Here is a 16,635-nt window from a genome sequence, read left to right on the forward strand (position 1 = left end):
GATATTTAAATTATGTTTTCGTTCAGGCGGTAACGTTAGGCAGATGGTACCCGTTATGGTATTCTGCTGCTAACAGTTTGTTGGCATCGCTGTCGGTGAACTTACCTGTTTGCTGATCCCAGTACACTTTTTTACCGGTGCGATAGGCGATATTACCCATTTGTGCGGTAGTGGCCACGAGAGAGCCCACCTGTACGGAAGCATGGAGGTCGTCCAGTTTCCTGGATTTTATTACTTCCACAAAGTTGGTAGTATGGAGGTCGAGGCCGTTATCAACGGATTTTTGGCGTGGTACGGCTTCCATTTTTCCTTTTTCGGGGATTACTTCCCAACCGCCGCGGTCCAGCACCAGCGTACCGTTGTTGCCAATGAAGGCAATACCGTGATCGCGTCCGTAAGGGCCACCATCAATACCTATGGCCTGTTCCCACTGAATGTTATAGTCTTCAAATTCATAAACGGTAGTGAGTGTATCCGGTGTTTCGGCTGCATCATCGGGGTAGGCGAATTTACCGCCTGCGGCCATGATGGATTTGGGTGCACCGGATTTCATGCCCAGCAGGGCGTAGTCGAGGAGATGCACGCCCCAGTCGGTCATTAAGCCGCCTGCATAATCCCAATACCAGCGGAAGTTGAAGTGGAAGCGGTTGGGGTTAAAAGGCCGTGTGGTGGCGGGCCCCAGCCAGGCTTTGTAATCCACGCCTGCAGGTGGAGTGCCGTCTGGTTTTACGGGAATGGATTTCATCCAGCCCATATAGGCCCAGGCTTTTACCAGGCGAACCTTACCCAGTTTGCCGGAATGCACAAATTCGATGGCATCTTTGAAGTGTTTTTGGCTGCGTTGCCATTGACCTACCTGTACGGCGCGGTTATATTTCTGTTGTGCGCCTACCATTGAGCGGCATTCTATGATAGAGTTGCCCATTGGTTTTTCTACGTATACATCTTTACCGGCGGCGCAGGCATCTGTCATTTGCAGACAATGCCAGTGGTCGGGTGTACCGATAACAACGGCATCGATGTTTTTATCTTCCAGGAGCTTGCGGTAGTCGCTGTAGGCTTTTACTTTGATGCCTTTCTGCGCGAGTTCGGCCACCCGTTTGTCCAGCACGTTTTTGTCCACGTCGCAGAGGGCAACGCATTGTGCAGCGGGGTTTTTCAGCATGGAGGTGAGGTCTGCCCATCCCATGCCGTTAATGCCGATGGCGGCTACATTGAGCCGGTCGCTGGCGGCTACTGTTCGCAATGGAAATGCCTGCAGCCCGGCGGGCAGTGCAGACACCAGACCTGCTCCGGCCATCAACGTGGAGGCAGATTTGATAAAGTTTCTTCGGGAATTATTCATGTAATAAAACGTTTTGTGGAATTGTTAAAATGACAATTAAAAATACAAAATAGGGAAAAAAGCGGATTTATTTGTGCGGATTTTATGAGCGGTGGGGATCGCCTCCGGCGATGAAAATTGTCTTGGAGCAGGATTGAACTGATTACATGGATTACGCTGATTTTATTTTTTTCTTTGGGAACTGGAATATTTTAGATGGGAGCTTTTGGGAGCAAGGTATCCATCTTGCTATTTAAATATTATTTTAAAATAGTATCGGCGTAATCACTGAATGATTACGCCGATATTAAACAAGAGCATTGATGCTATTCCTCCTCCGGTTCTTCGCTTTCCCCACCAAGACTGAAGTTCATCATAGTGCCCAGCAGATCGCTGAAGCGTGTTTCGTTTTCCACTACTTTTTTGCTGATGAGCGAGTAGGACGAGAGGCCATGCAGCACGAACTCCATGAGCAGCAGGGCTTCTTTGCTGTTGGCTTTCGGGAAGCGGGCTTTGATGAGATCTTTCAGACCTTCTACTTTACTGAGGGTAGCATCGTATTGTTTGTCGCTGATATCCTGCAGGAGTTGAACGGAGTTACCTTTATCGAACCACTGAATCACGCTACGGTAGGGGTTTTCAGCGGGTGCGCCGGCTTTCTTTTTCTTAAAGGAGTCCGGGTTGGGGAAGTAGATGGCAAAGAGCGTGCGGATGGCTTTGTCGAGCAGGTTATGGGCTACCTGGAGCGGGCCTTCCTGTTCGCCTTCGTATACCAGTTCTATTTTCCCGGTGATGGCAGGAATGATGGCCTGCAGATCGGCGATGCGTACCTGTGTTTCCTTTTCCTTGTTGATGATGGCGCGTCGTTCGCCGGCGCTCACCGCGTTTTCGTAGGCGGCGATGGTTAAGCGGGCAGATACACCGCTTTTCTTATCAACGTATTCACTGGAGCGGGCTTCAAAGGACACCTGTTCGATAAGGCGTTTCACCATATCGGCGATTTGTACTTTGGCCTGTTGCTCTTCGTGGATATCGGCTTCCTGTTCTGTGATGAGCAGGGAGTTTTCTATTGTTTTCGGGTAGTGGGTAATGATCTGGCTTTCGATCCTGTCTTTCAGCGGTGTTACAATAGAACCGCGGTTCGTATAGTCTTCCGGGTTAGCCGTGAAGATAAACAGTATATCCAGCGGCATTCTCACTTTGAAGCCCCTGATCTGTATATCGCCTTCCTGGAGGATGTTAAACAGGGATACCTGTATGCGTGCCTGGAGGTCGGGGAGTTCGTTGATCACAAAGATGCCGCGGTTTGACCGTGGAATGATACCGAAGTGGATCACTCTTTCATCTGCGTAGCTGAGTTTCAGGTTGGCGGCTTTGATAGGATCGATATCGCCCACGAGGTCGGCTACGGAAACGTCCGGAGTGGCGAGTTTTTCGCCATACCGTGCGCTGCTGTGGAGCCACGTGATGGGTGTCTGGTCGCCTTTTTCGGCGATCAGGTCTTTCGCGTAGCGGGAGAGCGGGTGAAAGGGATCATCATTTACTTCAGATCCTTCCACTACGGGAATATATTCATCCAGCAGGTCGGTCATCTGGCGGGCCATGCGTGTTTTCGCCTGACCACGTAACCCGAGGAAGAGGATATTATGTCTTGAGAGCAGGGCTCTTTCTGTATCGGGGATCACGGTATCTTCATAGCCGATGATGCCAGGGAAAGTGCTTTCTTTTTCTTTTAGTTTTTTGATCAGGTTACGCCTGATCTCTTCTTTTACGGAAACTGGTTTATAGCCGCTTTTTTTGAGTTCGCCTAGTGTTTTTATGTTTGTGTTCATCATTGATAATTACGCATTACAAATTGGCAGTAGTTTCTGGCGGATGCGGAGATCCGTTTTTCACTATGCTGCTGTTTACTATTAATAAAACTTTCTTTTACCGCTTTCGAAATCGCGGAAAAGAAACTGTCCCAGTTTATCGGTGCCGGAAAAGAAGGCTTTACCGCTGTTGGTTTCGGTAAATTCTGTTACGAACTTCTGGAGCCACGGATCTGTAGCCACCATGAAAGTGGTGATAGGTATTTTCAGTTTTTTGCATTGGGCGGCCAGGTTGAGGGTACGGTTGAGTATTTTCCTGTCGAGGCCAAAGCTGTTTTTATAATACTGTGATCCAATTTTCAGGCAGGTGGGCTTTCCATCTGTGATCATAAAGATCTGTTTGTTCGGATTGCGCCTGCGGCGGAGCAGATCCATCGCCAGTTCCAGTCCTGCTACGGTATTGGTATGGAAGGGGCCAACCTGCAGATAGGGAAGGTCTTTGATTTCTATCTGCCAGGCGTCATTTCCAAACACAATGATGTCGAGGGTATCCTTCGGATACCGCGTGGTGATCAGTTCTGCCAGCGCCATTGCCACTTTTTTTGCAGGCGTGATCCTGTCTTCCCCGTAAAGGATCATGGAATGGGAGATATCGATCATCAGGGCGGTAGACGTTTGTGTTTTGAAGTCGGTTTCTTTTACTTCCAGGTCGTCCTGGCTGATGGAGAAACTGTCTATACCGTGATTGATCTGCGCGTTACGGATGGAGGCGGTAATGTCCAGCTGATCTACGCCATCGCCAAATTCAAAGGGGCGGGTTTCGGCATTGAGTTCATCGCCCATGCCGGATTTGCGGACATTATGATTGCCGGTAGCTGATTTTTTCAGTTTACCGAAGATTTCTTCCAATGCGTTTTTACGGATGGTTTGTTCTCCTTTGGAAGTAATTTCTATGGCGCCGCTTTCCTCGTTTTCACGGATGTATCCTTTATCTTTCAACTCCTGAATAAAATCGCCGATACCGTATTCCTGGCTGGTGAGATTATATTCGTTGTCCAGCTCGGTGAGCCATTGCAGGGCTTCTGACACGTCTCCGCTGGTGTAGGTGAGGAGTTGGGTGAAAAGGTCCAGTAGTTTCTGGAAAGGTGGTTTTTTGTTTTCGTCCGGGTTGAACCTGGTAAATTGTATTCCTCTCATAGCTTAGCTCATCTTCTGAATTAAATTTACCACTTTTCGCGGAGAAAGTGCAACCTCCGGGGAGGGGATCGCCTCCGGCGGAAGTAATCTACCGTGATTTTCTTCTCCTAAAACTTGCATTTTAGATTGAAAGCAACTACTTTCAATCATCAAAAAAATAGCTATATGAAAAAACTGAGAAATGCATTGATGCTGGCAGGTGGCCTGGCGGTTGCATTATTTGCAAAATCGGCAGCTGCCCAGAGCAGGGCAGATGCATTGGGATGGAAGCTGGGAGCGCAGGCGTGGACATTCAATCATTTTACCTTGGCGGAAGCGCTGGATAAAATGGACAGCTGCGGTATCCAGTACGTGGAAGCATATCCCGGCCAGGTGATTGGTGGTGGTATTGAAGGTAAATTTGATTACCATATGCCGCCTTCCAAACAGGAAGAGGTAAAAGCGCTGTTTAAGAAGAAGCACAAAGTGCTGCAGGCTTTTGGCGTGGTAGTACCTGAATCGGCTGCTGAATGGCGTATGTTGTTTGATTTTGCCAACAGGATGGGCATCCAGAGCATTACTTCTGAGCCTAAGCCGGAAGACCTGGACCTGATTTCTTCCCTGTGTGATCAATACCAGATTAAGCTGGCGATACATGATCACCCGAAACCAAGCCGTTACTGGAGCCCTGAAACGGTGCTGGAAGCGATCAAAGGCAGAAGCAAATTAATGGGCGCCTGTGCGGATATTGGTCACTGGGTACGCTCAGGACTGGATCCGGTAGAATGTATCAAAAAACTGGATGGTCATATTGTAAGCCTGCATTTCAAGGATCTGAACGACAAATCTCGTGATTCCCACGACGTAGTTTGGGGTAATGGTGTTTGCCAGATGCCGAAAGTGCTGGAAACACTGAAAAATCAGAAGTTCAAAGGTTTGTTTTCTGCAGAATACGAATACCACTGGGATTACAATGTTCCTGAAGTGAAGGCCAGCGCTGCTTTCTGGAGAACTATTGTAAGTAACCTGTAATAGCATATCATCCTTGTTGGATGAGGGATCCGAAGATAACGGCCTGGCCGGGATCTTCGGATTTTTTTGTGGATGTCCCATACCGGACATGACCCAGGCAGCGCTGGTTAACCCGGTTAAGAGTTTAAGCGCAGCATAATTCCCTTTATTATAAAAAGGAAAGCCCATACCAACCGGTATGGGCTTTCCTTTTTATATCGGGTATGTTGACGGTTACTTTGCGGAATCCGCAGCGCCTTGCGGTACTGCATTGGAATCGCCGGTATTCACCTGTACAGCGCCGTCTTTATTTTTTCTTGTGCCGTTAGGACCAAATTCACCTTTCATCTGGTTTAACCAGGTAATGAACTGTTGTGCATTCTGACCATCGCGTTGTAAGTCGTTGGTCATCCTGTTTGGCGGCAGGGAGCTGTAGTAGCGCAGCTGCTGTTCACAGTCCTTGATCACCTGGTTCGACAGTTCTTCTGCCCTTTTCGCATCGCCGGCCATGTAATAGGCATAGATGGTTTGGATAGAAGTATAGTTGTGCATGTTACCAGGTGTGGTGAGTGCATACGGGAAGTTGGTTTCCATGATGTTTTTGTCCATGTAGCGGAGCACGTTGAGGGCGCTGTCTTTAGAGGCGCCTTCCTGTGTCATGGCTACCGACAGTTTGGTAAATGCCTGACGGAGGTACATGATCATTTTCCTGTTTGGCTCATCGAAGTAGGTACCGCGTGTTTGAGCGCCACCGAATTCAAATTTGTGCATCAGGTTATCGTACATCACACCTACGTTCGCATTGATGTCCATGCCCAGCGGATCAGTAGATGTAGCTTTTGGCAAAGGCACCAGGTGGTAGGTAAGACCATCGGTTTGCATGTATTCATTCAGGCCAAGATCGGTAGGGCTGGTAAAATAGATAGGCCGTTTCCAGTCGTTGGCAGCGATGATATCATATACTGCGAGGTCATTTTTCAGCAGGTAGTTTTTGGTGATTTTGAAAGGCATGGAAGCTAAGATCTTCGCACTGTCTTTCGCCGCTACCACTCCATTGGCGAGGATCGCCTGCTTGTCTACCGGGATAAACAGCTGACGGGTAGGCAGGAAGTTTTCTGCGCCGCCATCCTGCGTGGTTACTTTACTGTTTACATCATCGCTTCCCATGAAGTTCATGATTTCTTTCAGGTTAAAGTATTTGTCGGCAGGAATATTTCCCGGATCGAAGAAGCGGATATAGTTGCGGTTTTCACCTTTATATTTATCGGCAGACCAGGTCATTGGAATAGCAGGGCTTTCGTTTACGGCTCTGCGCATCTGATCGATGTACCAGTCCACCCCGAGGAGGCTGAGGTTGATCACCCTGATATCCGGGCGGATGCCTTCCACTTCCTGTGCGTACCAGAGAGGGTAAGTATCGTTATCTCCAACGGTGAACAGGATAGCATTTTTCTGGCAGGACTCCAGATAATCTTTGGCCACGTCCCTGGCTACGTATTTGGTAGAGCGGTCGTGGTCGTCCCATTCCTGGAAGGCCATCAGTACCGGTACGGCGAGCAGGCAGATAGCAGTAGCCAGTACGGGGGTAACAGCGCTTTTGATCCTCTTTTTCAGGAAGCTGTATACCGACAGTACGCCCAAACCGATCCAGATAGCAAATGCGTAGAAGGAGCCTACGTAGGCGTAGTCACGTTCACGCGGCTGGTTACCTGCCTGGTTGAGGTAGATGACGATCGCGAAACCTGTAAAGAAGAACAGGAGGGATACGATGAGGGTATCTTTACGGTGATTATTATATTGGTAGAAGAACCCGATGACACCGAGAATGAATGGCAGGAAGAACAGGGTGTTGTGTGCCTTGTTATCTTTCAGACTGTCTGGTATCATGGACTGGTCGCCATATAAGAAGTTATCGATGAACGGAATACCTGAGATCCAGTTACCGTCACGTACGTTACCGTAGCCTTGTGTATCGTTTTGTTTACCGGCGAAGTTCCAGAGGAAATAGCGGGCATACATGAAGTTCACCTGGTATTGGAAGAAGAATTTCATGTTATCGATAAAGCCTGGTTTTTCGCCTTGCTGGAGGCCCAGCCAGGTGCGGTAGTAATCGGCGTGGCCCTGATCGTTGCTGGCGTCCCAAACGCGTGGGAAGAGCATCATATCAGCCGGATCGTATTCCGGTTCCATTTTCTTGCCGGCGATTTCATATTTTTTCGCGCCGCGTGCGTAGATGTTGCCGCCTTCTTTATACCCGGTTGGGCGGGCAGTGAACACCTGGCCGTATACCAGCGGGAAGTCGCCGTATTGTTCACGACCGAGGTAACCTACCAGGGAGATGGGGTTATCTACGTTGTACATATCTACTGAAGGATTGGCAGTAGAGCGTACCATTGTGGTAATATAAGTAGAGTAGCCTACCAGCATGAACAGGACGAAGGAGATCGTCAGCCGGCTGAAGTGTGCTGTTTTGGATACATCCATTTTCACGCCTACGGTTTTCAGCAGGTATGGGATGGCTATAAAGAAACCAGCCAGTAAGAATTTGAAGGCGATGGTGGCGCCGCTTGCCTCGTTAAATGCAGGTACCAGGATGATGGTAGCGATAACGATGAAGGGAGCGTAGATACCGAATTTTGGTTTACGGTAGCCGATAACCAGCAGGGCTATGATGAGTACGAAATAGAAGATAAATCCGGAGAAGTATCCCATTCCGAGGCTATTTACGAAGAATACGTCCATATATCCGGATGCCTTAACGGTATCCTGGATGAGATATTTCTGTACGAGGCCGGTGATGCCGCAACCGATAACGAAGGCCCAGAAGGTTCCCCAGCCGGTTACCTTAAAGCGTCTGAAGTAGTACACCATTACCATAGCGGGGATGGTGAGGAGGTTGAGCAGATGGACGCCGATAGAGAGGCCGAGGAGGTATCCGATGAGGACGATCCAGCGGTCTGCATAGGGTTCATCGGCTTCATGTTCCCATTTCAGGATGGCCCAGAAAACGATGGCGGTAAAGAAAGAGGACATACCATATACTTCACCTTCCACGGCGGAAAACCAGAATGAGTCGGAGAAGGTGTAGGCCAGGGCACCTACGGCGCCTGCGCCCATGATAGCGATCATTTTTTCACGGGAGATCTCTTCACCGGCTTTCACCATGAGTCTGCGTGCGAAGTGGGTAATGGTCCAGAACAGGAACAGGATGGTGAAACCACTGGCCAGGGCTGTCATGGTATTTACGCCCAGGGCGGCCTGAGATGGTTTCAGGAACATACTAAACAATCTTCCAAGCAACACGAACAATGGCGCTCCGGGCGGATGGGGAATCTGTACTTTGTAAGCACTTGAAATAAACTCGCCGCAGTCCCACAAGCTGCCTGTAGCTTCCATCGTTTTAATGTAAACAAAGCAGGCAATGATGCAGATGACCCAGCCGACCATGTTGTTGGTCCTTTTAAAATTCATAAGGTTGTTTTAAGGTCCGACAAAAATATAAAAAACAGCAAATTATGCTAATCTGGCGAACAGTTTTAACTTTTTGTAAATATCTTTTTAGCTGTTAGCCTTTGGCTAGCAGCATCCGGGCGCCGGATGGGAGTTTTCCGGGAGATTAAAAAAGCATTATAATTCAATGATTAAGTGCTGAAGGTTACAGGCTCGCGGCTGTTTGGACGGTCCATGCGGCGGGTTTCGCATTGAAAAGCGCTTTGGTGGCGGCCCATGTTTCCCGGAAGAGGGGGGACTGGCGGTACTTTTCGAGTGCGGTTTCAGATTCCCATTGGCTGAAGGTGAACCAGGTGTTTCCGGAGGCGGCATGTTCCCATAGTTCCAGGTGGAGGCATCCGGGGAAATTCCGGATGAGTTCCTGTTGTTTGGCAAAGAGTTCCCGGAAGGTGTTTACTTTTTCCGGGTCAAATTCCATTTTAACGATACGGTTAATCATTGAAAAATTATTCTGACAGTTTGGTAGTATGACAGTTGCTGGTATCCGGCCGGCTGTGTGAGCTGGTCGCGGCGGAAGCCCTGCAGGCCGAACAGGCCGGCTGCATTTCCTTTATTGATGGCTATTTCCAGGTAACCGGCGGCGTTGAAGAGGGCGAGTTTGGTGCCTTCCGGAACGTCTGCATAGGTTTCGCTGATCTGGCTGATGACTTCATCGCGGCGGAAGAAGATGCGGAACTTCCGGTTTTTACATTGCATATCGAACTGTTGGCGGGTAATATTTACTACTACGTTTTCGAAGCTGTCGATATGAATGATCTGTCCTTCTATAAAGTCGTCGCCTACAAGTGGCTGCAGGTTGTGTTTTACGTGGATCTGCTGGGTGAGCGGGCCCAGTTCACCGAGGGCTTTGCCGCGGCTTAGTTCCCGGGCGGCAGAGGCCATGAGCTGGATAATGGTAAATGTGTTCCTGGGTGCATCCGGCGGAAGGGGCAGTTTAATGACCTTCTCCGGCATACCTCCGGCAATCATGGTGAGCAGGCCATTGTCGGCGCAGCCAATGTATTGCCCGTTGTGTTCAGCTACCAGTACGTGATCCGGTCGTTTATCGAATAAATTGATCAGTACAAAGTGGAAGGTTCCCAGCGGGAAATAGGCAAAGGCGCTTTTGCAGATATAAGTAGCCTGTGGTAAATTAAAAGGGCTGATATGGTGTGTGACGTCCGTAACATGACATTCCGGGCAGTATTGCCAGAGCTGCCCTTTAATGGCACCTACCAGGTAATCCTGCATTCCTATGTCTGATGTTAAAGTTATAATGGACATGCCCGAAAATCTAAATCCAAATCCCAGTGTTCAAAACCCACAAATCAATTCCCGTCCTCACTCGTCTATCCGTTTTTCATTTATCCGGAATGGCAAATTAAAAGTGCGCTTTCCTTCCAAAAAAGATGCCATTGGGGGTTAAGTGAAATAAACTTAGTGCAAATAAAGACAAAAAAGCCGAGGCGATCGTATTTTCAGCGGAATTTTTTGCACTAACGTTAACGGCTACAGTGAAAAGATTGGTTACTTACTGAAGAGGAGAACCGGGTTCTTTTTTAAAGTGATTGTAAACCATTTTGTCGAGGAAGCCGGGGAGGAGTTTACTTAACAGCACGGTAAGCTTGCCCTGGCCGGTGAGTACCAGCGTACGTTTTCGTTTGGCGATGGCGGTGGCAATAGCTGCTGCCACTGCTTCTGCGCTCATCAGCTTACCTTCATCCAGCGGAGTTTCGCTCTGTGCCTGTCCCTGTGGATTGAGAGCGGTATTACGTATATTCGACGCCGTGAATCCGGGACATACCCACATCACGTTAACGCCTGTATGTAAATTTTCGGTGCGCAGCGCTTCCAGGAAACCCTGCATGGCGAACTTGGAGGCAGAGTAGCCGGTACGCGCCGGTAAGCCCCTGTACCCGGCAATGGAAGATACCCCTACAATGGTTCCTTTGTTAGCCTGAATAGAAGGATATGCAAATTTGGTACAGTATACAGTTCCCCAGAAATTGATATCCATCAGCGATTTCAATACGCTTACATCCAGGTCACGGAACAGGGCGCGCATGGAAATGCCCGCATTATTGATCAGGATATCTATTTTTCCGAACTTACTGATGGTACTTTCAATAAAGGCTTTGCATTCGGCCTCTATACTGACATCCGCAACGAAAGTAAACAGCCGGGTGTTATTGACTTCCTGTTGCAGGTCAGTGAGGGCAGCCTGCTTTCTGCCGCAAACAGCCACATTAGCGCCATGTGCCAGTAATTCTGTTACAAGGGCTTTACCAATTCCTGACGATCCGCCGGTGATGACAACCGTTTTATTCTGAAAGTACGTTTTCATGGGTATAATTTAGCCCCACAAAAATAGGTGAGTAACATCAAATTATTACAAGGCATTTACAGAAATGTAATGAACTATTTTTGGGCATGAGGTGTTATAATACTTTGTGGGAGTGGGTTTGGGAATATTTTTGAATAAAAGTTTGGCGGAAATAAAAATATTCCTATTTTTGCAACCGCTTAACAGCAAAGGATCTCCTAGCTCAGTTGGTAGAGCAATACACTTTTAATGTATGGGTCTTGGGTTCGAGTCCCAAGGGGATCACAGAAGTTTTAGAAACCTCGCGCTATGCGCGGGGTTTTGTTTTTTAGTTGAGCGTTTAGTCGAGTTTCTTTTGTATAACCCCGATCTCTTTCCCGTACTTTATACAGGTTAATCAGCTTTTACTAATGTATGAAAAACCCCATTACATCATCCTATTATTCACCGCCTGCGCCAACGCATCCGCAATACTCCCCACTTCTAACCGCTCAAATATCTTCCGTCGATAATATTTCACCGTATCCGGCACTACAAATATCTTTTCCGCAACATAAGCATTAAAATCGTCATGAATTTACACTCAAGTGTAGGGTTTTACAAGAAAAAAGTCGGGATTTTTGGCGGAAATCCAGATTATGAACCTATCAAGTACTGACACTAATGATCTACTGAAAAGAAAAAGCCGTATTCAGGGAATGCTGGCAGGATTCCTGGTACTGTGTATGATAATGATCGTATGTGTTCTGATGATTAAAGAAAAGAAGGTGGTGTATATCGCCCCGATGTTTTCATTGTCGCTGGTCTTTTTCCCTTTATTTCAACAGCTGAAAGCTATTAAAAAAGAGCTGCAATCCCGTGCAGCTGCTTCCGCTAAATAGTTTTTTACTATGAATTGCAAGTCATGTAATGCGGCTGTTGCTGATAAGTTTTGCGGACACTGCGGCAATCCGATAGCATTGAAGCGAGTGGATAGCCATTATATCATTCATGAGGTGCAGCACGTGCTGCATTTTGAGAAGGGAATATTGTATACGATCAAAGAGCTGTTGATACGCCCCGGAGTAAATATCAGGAGGTTCCTTACAGAAGACAGGAGCCGACTGGTGAAACCGGTAATTTTCCTTGTCATATGTTCGCTGCTGTATACGCTGATTACCCATTTTTTTCATATCGAGAATGACCATTACGTAAGCGAGTCCATACGGTACGAAACCTTTGCAGCCCTCACCACATGGATAGAAGGGCATTACGGCTATGCCAATATCATCATGGGCCTTTTTATCGGCGCCTGGTTGAAATTGTTTATGCGCAAAAGTGCGTACAATTATTATGAGGTACTAATCATGTTATGTTTCGTGATTGGTACGGGGATGTTGATATATACGTTGTTTGCACTGGTGCAGGGAATCAGCGGGAAAAATATGAAGCTGACATCGGAAGTGGTATCGCTGTTATACAGTATGTGGGCCATTGGTCAGATATTGGGTGGGAAGAAGATAAAGGGATATGTTTTGTCACTGGTGGGTTATATATTAGGCATGGGATCGTTCTGGATGGCAGTAGAATTGTTGGCCTGGATAATAGATCGGTTCAATGATTAAGTATTGCGCAGTCATCCCGGCCAGGATCGCGGGCTTTGTTGTTTTGGTCTATTTGTTAGTCTACCAAAGTGTGATTGCGCTGTTCTTGTTTACTTAGTTTTATAAATGGTTGGGGTTTGTACCGAAAGGTTCACCACCAAGTGTAAAAAGAGATACTCTTATGTAATTAAAGCCTTGTAGAATCTGATTCTATAAGGCTTTTTTGTTTTTAGTGGTGAAGTTGTGAAAAGATAAATAAAGATAGGCCCGCTTCTAACATTGTTTTTGTTTCACTCATGATAAAGCTTTGTTTGAAGTGGCTGGATATGACGCGTCTTTGTCCTTTCTGAAAAATGTAATAAGGACTACTTTTGCCAAGATGCCAAGAAAAATTGCCTTTATCATACCTCCCCTTGTGGAGCTGCTGGACCTGGCGGGGCCTACTCAAGTGTTTTGGGAAGCAATCCAACAGGGAATTGACGTTGATATAAAATTCTATGCTATTGATCAGCAAGCTACCAGCGCTGTGGGGTTGCCTTTAGGGAAAATCAGAAGTTACCGGAAAGCGGTATTGCACGAAAACGATTTCCTTTTTATTCCTGGATTCTATTTTGAAGGCCTGAAAGGACGCCCCGGTATTGCAATCAACTTCTTAAGTTGGTTGAGTGATTGTGCAGCCAGGAAAGTCAATATCTGTTCAGTATGTAATGCCGCCTTCATCTTGGGTAGCGCGGGACTGCTGGACAACCGGGAATGTACTACCCACTGGAGAAGTACGGACCTCCTGCAAAGCATGTTCCCCACTGCCCGTGTACTTGCCAATGTACTGTTTGTAAAGAGCGGGAATATTTATACCAGCGCAGGTATCAGCTCCGGGATCGATATGGCATTATCTATTCTGGAAGAATGGCAAGGTCCATTATTTGCGAACCAGGTTGCCAGGGGGCTGGTAATATATTATCGCAGGGGAGGCAAACATAGTCAACAAAACATCTACCTGGATTACAGGAACCACATCAATCCTAAAATTCACGAGTTACAGGACTATGTAATTACTCATCTGGATCAGTCTGTGACGATAGAGACGCTGTCAGATCTTTTTAATAGCAGTACAAGAAATCTGACAAGGATTTTTAAAGAAGCTACGGGCATAACGATCAATGAATACATTACCCGTCTTAGGGTAGAAAAAGCAGGATTACTGCGTAATAATCCCGAATATACGATCACTAAAATAGCTTCAGAATGCGGATTCAAATCCGCCCGGCAATTACAAAGAATACTAAAAAGGTATAACAAGAATGAGAAATAACAAACTGACCTACAGCGTCCTCCTGGTTATAGGTATTACAATGATCTGGCTTTTTTATGCTTGCGCTCCTGTCCGGGAGTTTACGCGATGGAAAACATTTAATGGCACAGCCACCTTCCCCAACCAACGTCCGTACTTTGATTCTGCTAAAAAGACAGTGATGATTATCGCAGATAATGACGGTACTGAGATTTTTGACCTGATGGCACCGTATTATTTGTTCAGCGCTACCGAAAAGACAAATGTGTATGTGGTCGCCGGGAAAAAAGCGCCTGTTATCATGCGAAAGGGGCTTTTCCTGTTGCCACATTTTTCCTTCGAAGAATTCGACTCTGCTGGCATCAATGCCGACGTGATCGTTATTCCTAACTTGTCTGCGATGGATGCCCGCCACCAAAATCCAATGATTGTCGATTGGATTAAAAAACATTATCATGATTCCACGGTTATACTTTCTGTTTGTGACGGTGCATTGACGGCAGCCGCAACTGGTATTTACGACGGCAAGTTGCTTACTGCCCATGCATCTGATTATGCCGATATGCGGAAACAATACAGCAAACCATTATGGGTTAACAATCTTCGTGTAACCTGTAGCGGTAACCTGTACAGCACAGCGGGCGTTTCCAATGCCACAGACGGGGCGCTTGCCGTCATTGATACACTTTTTGGGCGCCAAACGATGTTGCGGGTGAGTAAGTTGATTCATTATAAATCTTCTCCGGAACAAACTGCACATAAAAGTATTCCAGTTGGTTTCAGTGATAAAATGTCCATCGGCAAAAAAGTGCTGTTTGGAAAAAACAGGCAGATCGGTGTGTTATTGGAGAATGGTGCAAATGAGCTGGAGTTAGCTGCAGTGCTTGACACGTATAACCGGACCTTCCCCAAATCGCTGGAAAGCGTAACGTTGACAGATAGCAGCATTATCACAGGATACGGACTCACCTTGTTACCTACCTCCAAACTGCATGAATTTTATCCGGACGAACTTCACGTTTTGCAACCAGACAAGCTTCCGTCAAGAATTAAATCCTTAGTCGATTCTTCAGTAATAGTTAGATATGATCGACAACTGCCCCAGTATATAATTGACGCTTGCCTGAACCGGATCCAGCTACAATATGGCCCAAAATACACCGAGGTGGTAAAGCTGCTACTCGATTACCACTAAATATGCTGTCCCTAAAAAGGTAGACACTGTTGGGAAACTGGTTTTGTTGTAAGTCAGCATATTTCAGCTAATTTTCGCAAATCAAACATAAAAAGGTTCGAGTTTTGTACCATAAGGTTCACTGGATGGGACAAGTCTAAAGTTGATAGACTTGTCCCATTTTATTTTCCTCGAAAAGCCTTGTCCATAGCGTATATTACACAGGCTGTTTCATTCAGTCTTGCAGTTCCACCCCTTAAGACTGGACATGTTTAATTTCCGTTCCATAATTTTTTGATTTTAAGATAGTAGCATTGTAAGCTTCTGCCAGCTCTAGAAATACTTAATTTCTACTCTGTCTATTGTCTCACCCTTTCCATTGGGTGGCACCGCAAATCCACCAGGTTCATACCGTTTCGTTCCGCTTTTATAATACCAATTATTTAAGCCACTGATCATTTGTTTTATGTAATAAATAAATTCCTCTGTCTCTTTTTGGTATGGACTGAAATCCGGCAGATGATTTGATAATGTTACAAATTCATTTACAAGCTCATCATGAATCCTCATTCCTTCCTTGCAGGCTTCATCAAAAGGTATTTTATTATGATGCTGTAGTAATTTGATGATATTGAAAATTTCTGATTCTATTGCAAGCTCTTTGCCGATAGTTGCAAAATCGTTCTGAAGCGCAACAATGATTGATTGCAGCATAATAATACGCTGGATAACGGTATGTTTATAGATTTCATCAGGTAAAGCAAAACCAGTTGAGGGACAAATCAAATCAACAAATGGAATCATTCCTATGGAATTGGCGCGGATTAAATGAAAGAGAGGAATAGGAGGAATGCCTTTACTGATTTTGTATGGCGATTCTTCCATAATTCCATCAGTAACAAAACGATATTTATAATTCTTAGCTATCCGCTCAAGCCAGAAGTCTGGCATGCCAAGCGCAATCCACTCTTTTCTGTTTATTTGCATTTGACGAAATATTCCCTTTTCCTCCGGTCGGGGATCGTCCCCCATCATTACATCAAAAATCCGGTCTCTGAAAGCGGCTATTTCCTTTATTGGTAAAAGTTCTGCATAATCATCAGTTACAGTCATATAAATGGCAAAACGTGTTGCATGGAGAACCCTGTCCTTTTCGGTAGCAGCAGGTACCATATAGGGACCTACATCGACTAACCGCATCTTTCTGTACCTTGCCATCGCCTCTTTTGATAAGAATTGATAGTCCTGGTCATACCAATTGTTTTCTTCTTCATAGAAGGCCCCAGCAAAGGGGCTTTGAAGGGTTTCCCAGGGATATATTGGCTTGGGCACACTAAATTGCTTGTTCATAATATGACTTTTAGTTTAAAATGATGAGAAGTTCGTGTTCATGTTCAATAAGTCGTTTACCAAGTCACTGCGATAAGTAAATTGGAAAAGCCTGTTCATTGAT

14 protein-coding genes and 1 tRNA gene are annotated in these 16,635 nt (G+C 46.3%); 6 read left to right on the forward strand and 9 right to left on the reverse strand.

Annotation, left to right across the window (positions count from 1 at the left end; all coding sequences use genetic code 11):
• Positions 1-22: 22 nt before the first annotated feature.
• The 3 genes from B5Z18_RS28010 to B5Z18_RS28020 form a co-directional block, all read right to left on the reverse strand.
• A complete protein-coding gene (locus B5Z18_RS28010) occupies positions 23-1,345 on the reverse strand; it encodes a Gfo/Idh/MocA family protein (protein WP_079472859.1) in 1,323 nt (440 codons plus the stop codon).
• 305 nt (positions 1,346-1,650) lie between these two features.
• The gene (locus B5Z18_RS28015) at positions 1,651-3,156 is read right to left on the reverse strand and encodes a sigma 54-interacting transcriptional regulator (RefSeq protein WP_079473121.1); all 1,506 of its coding nucleotides are present in this window, start codon (positions 3,154-3,156) and stop codon (positions 1,651-1,653) included.
• 81 nt (positions 3,157-3,237) lie between these two features.
• Positions 3,238-4,332, reverse strand: a complete 1,095-nt coding sequence (locus tag B5Z18_RS28020) for a vWA domain-containing protein (protein ID WP_079472860.1) — start codon at positions 4,330-4,332, stop codon at positions 3,238-3,240.
• Between the two features lie 165 nt (positions 4,333-4,497).
• On the opposite strand from B5Z18_RS28020, the gene B5Z18_RS28025 reads away from it, so the two are divergent.
• Positions 4,498-5,343: a sugar phosphate isomerase/epimerase family protein gene (locus tag B5Z18_RS28025; RefSeq protein WP_079472861.1), complete on the forward strand. Its 846-nt coding sequence runs from the start codon at positions 4,498-4,500 to the stop codon at positions 5,341-5,343.
• 213 nt (positions 5,344-5,556) lie between these two features.
• Here the strand turns inward: B5Z18_RS28025 and B5Z18_RS28030 are convergent, their stop codons facing one another.
• The 4 genes from B5Z18_RS28030 to B5Z18_RS28045 form a co-directional block, all read right to left on the reverse strand.
• Entirely contained in the window at positions 5,557-8,793 is a 3,237-nt protein-coding gene (locus B5Z18_RS28030; RefSeq protein WP_079472862.1) for a glycosyltransferase family 117 protein, read from the reverse strand.
• Between the two features lie 184 nt (positions 8,794-8,977).
• Positions 8,978-9,271 (reverse strand): putative quinol monooxygenase, encoded by a 294-nt coding sequence (locus tag B5Z18_RS28035; RefSeq protein ID WP_079472863.1) that lies wholly within the window; start codon positions 9,269-9,271, stop codon positions 8,978-8,980.
• On the reverse strand, positions 9,268-10,095 hold the full coding sequence (locus tag B5Z18_RS28040) for an SAM hydrolase/SAM-dependent halogenase family protein (RefSeq protein ID WP_079472864.1): 828 nt from the start codon (positions 10,093-10,095) through the stop codon (positions 9,268-9,270). The genes B5Z18_RS28035 and B5Z18_RS28040 overlap by 4 nt, the downstream gene beginning before the upstream one ends.
• A gap of 247 nt (positions 10,096-10,342) precedes the next feature.
• Positions 10,343-11,155 (reverse strand): SDR family oxidoreductase, encoded by an 813-nt coding sequence (locus B5Z18_RS28045; protein ID WP_079472865.1) that lies wholly within the window; start codon positions 11,153-11,155, stop codon positions 10,343-10,345.
• Between the two features lie 191 nt (positions 11,156-11,346).
• Between B5Z18_RS28045 and B5Z18_RS28050 the strand changes: the two genes are divergently transcribed.
• Positions 11,347-11,419 (forward strand) — tRNA-Lys (locus B5Z18_RS28050).
• A gap of 142 nt (positions 11,420-11,561) precedes the next feature.
• Here B5Z18_RS28050 and B5Z18_RS32965 read toward each other — a convergent pair.
• On the reverse strand, positions 11,562-11,711 hold the full coding sequence (locus B5Z18_RS32965) for a LuxR C-terminal-related transcriptional regulator (protein WP_143313740.1): 150 nt from the start codon (positions 11,709-11,711) through the stop codon (positions 11,562-11,564).
• A 61-nt stretch (positions 11,712-11,772) separates the two neighbouring features.
• Here B5Z18_RS32965 and B5Z18_RS28055 point away from each other — a divergent pair, with 61 nt between their 5' ends.
• The 4 genes from B5Z18_RS28055 (at position 11,773) to B5Z18_RS28070 (ending at position 15,203) form a co-directional block, all read left to right on the forward strand.
• A complete protein-coding gene (locus B5Z18_RS28055; RefSeq protein ID WP_143313727.1) occupies positions 11,773-12,015 on the forward strand; it encodes a hypothetical protein in 243 nt (80 codons plus the stop codon).
• Positions 12,016-12,024: 9 nt separating this feature from the next.
• The gene (locus B5Z18_RS28060) at positions 12,025-12,738 is read left to right on the forward strand and encodes a DUF3667 domain-containing protein (protein ID WP_079472867.1); all 714 of its coding nucleotides are present in this window, start codon (positions 12,025-12,027) and stop codon (positions 12,736-12,738) included.
• Between the two features lie 358 nt (positions 12,739-13,096).
• Positions 13,097-14,029 (forward strand): GlxA family transcriptional regulator, encoded by a 933-nt coding sequence (locus B5Z18_RS28065; protein WP_079472868.1) that lies wholly within the window; start codon positions 13,097-13,099, stop codon positions 14,027-14,029.
• Positions 14,019-15,203, forward strand: coding sequence for a DJ-1/PfpI family protein (locus B5Z18_RS28070; RefSeq protein ID WP_235016044.1), 1,185 nt, complete (start codon positions 14,019-14,021; stop codon positions 15,201-15,203). Before B5Z18_RS28065 ends, B5Z18_RS28070 begins: the two co-directional genes overlap by 11 nt.
• Before the next feature lie 312 nt (positions 15,204-15,515).
• Here B5Z18_RS28070 and B5Z18_RS28075 read toward each other — a convergent pair whose 3' ends face one another.
• The gene (locus tag B5Z18_RS28075) at positions 15,516-16,532 is read right to left on the reverse strand and encodes a terpene synthase family protein (protein ID WP_079472870.1); all 1,017 of its coding nucleotides are present in this window, start codon (positions 16,530-16,532) and stop codon (positions 15,516-15,518) included.
• Positions 16,533-16,635: the final 103 nt, after the last annotated feature.

It is taken from the genome of Chitinophaga ginsengisegetis (genome assembly GCF_900168065.1).
Taxonomy (GTDB): domain Bacteria; phylum Bacteroidota; class Bacteroidia; order Chitinophagales; family Chitinophagaceae; genus Chitinophaga; species Chitinophaga ginsengisegetis.

What these genes read in the sequence shown, in the direction of transcription:
- B5Z18_RS28075 (WP_079472870.1), bottom strand. Translation starts at nt 16,532, where the DNA reads ATGAACAAGCAATTTAGTGTGCCCAAGCCAATATATCCCTGGGAAACC.
- B5Z18_RS28030 (WP_079472862.1), bottom strand. Translation starts at nt 8,793, where the DNA reads ATGAATTTTAAAAGGACCAACAACATGGTCGGCTGGGTCATCTGCATC.
- B5Z18_RS28070 (WP_235016044.1), top strand. Translation starts at nt 14,019, where the DNA reads ATGAGAAATAACAAACTGACCTACAGCGTCCTCCTGGTTATAGGTATT.
- B5Z18_RS28010 (WP_079472859.1), bottom strand. Translation starts at nt 1,345, where the DNA reads ATGAATAATTCCCGAAGAAACTTTATCAAATCTGCCTCCACGTTGATG.
- B5Z18_RS28055 (WP_143313727.1), top strand. Translation starts at nt 11,773, where the DNA reads ATGAACCTATCAAGTACTGACACTAATGATCTACTGAAAAGAAAAAGC.
- B5Z18_RS28035 (WP_079472863.1), bottom strand. Translation starts at nt 9,271, where the DNA reads ATGATTAACCGTATCGTTAAAATGGAATTTGACCCGGAAAAAGTAAAC.
- B5Z18_RS28020 (WP_079472860.1), bottom strand. Translation starts at nt 4,332, where the DNA reads ATGAGAGGAATACAATTTACCAGGTTCAACCCGGACGAAAACAAAAAA.
- B5Z18_RS28065 (WP_079472868.1), top strand. Translation starts at nt 13,097, where the DNA reads ATGCCAAGAAAAATTGCCTTTATCATACCTCCCCTTGTGGAGCTGCTG.
- B5Z18_RS28045 (WP_079472865.1), bottom strand. Translation starts at nt 11,155, where the DNA reads ATGAAAACGTACTTTCAGAATAAAACGGTTGTCATCACCGGCGGATCG.
- B5Z18_RS28025 (WP_079472861.1), top strand. Translation starts at nt 4,498, where the DNA reads ATGAAAAAACTGAGAAATGCATTGATGCTGGCAGGTGGCCTGGCGGTT.
- B5Z18_RS28060 (WP_079472867.1), top strand. Translation starts at nt 12,025, where the DNA reads ATGAATTGCAAGTCATGTAATGCGGCTGTTGCTGATAAGTTTTGCGGA.
- B5Z18_RS28015 (WP_079473121.1), bottom strand. Translation starts at nt 3,156, where the DNA reads ATGAACACAAACATAAAAACACTAGGCGAACTCAAAAAAAGCGGCTAT.
- B5Z18_RS28040 (WP_079472864.1), bottom strand. Translation starts at nt 10,095, where the DNA reads ATGTCCATTATAACTTTAACATCAGACATAGGAATGCAGGATTACCTG.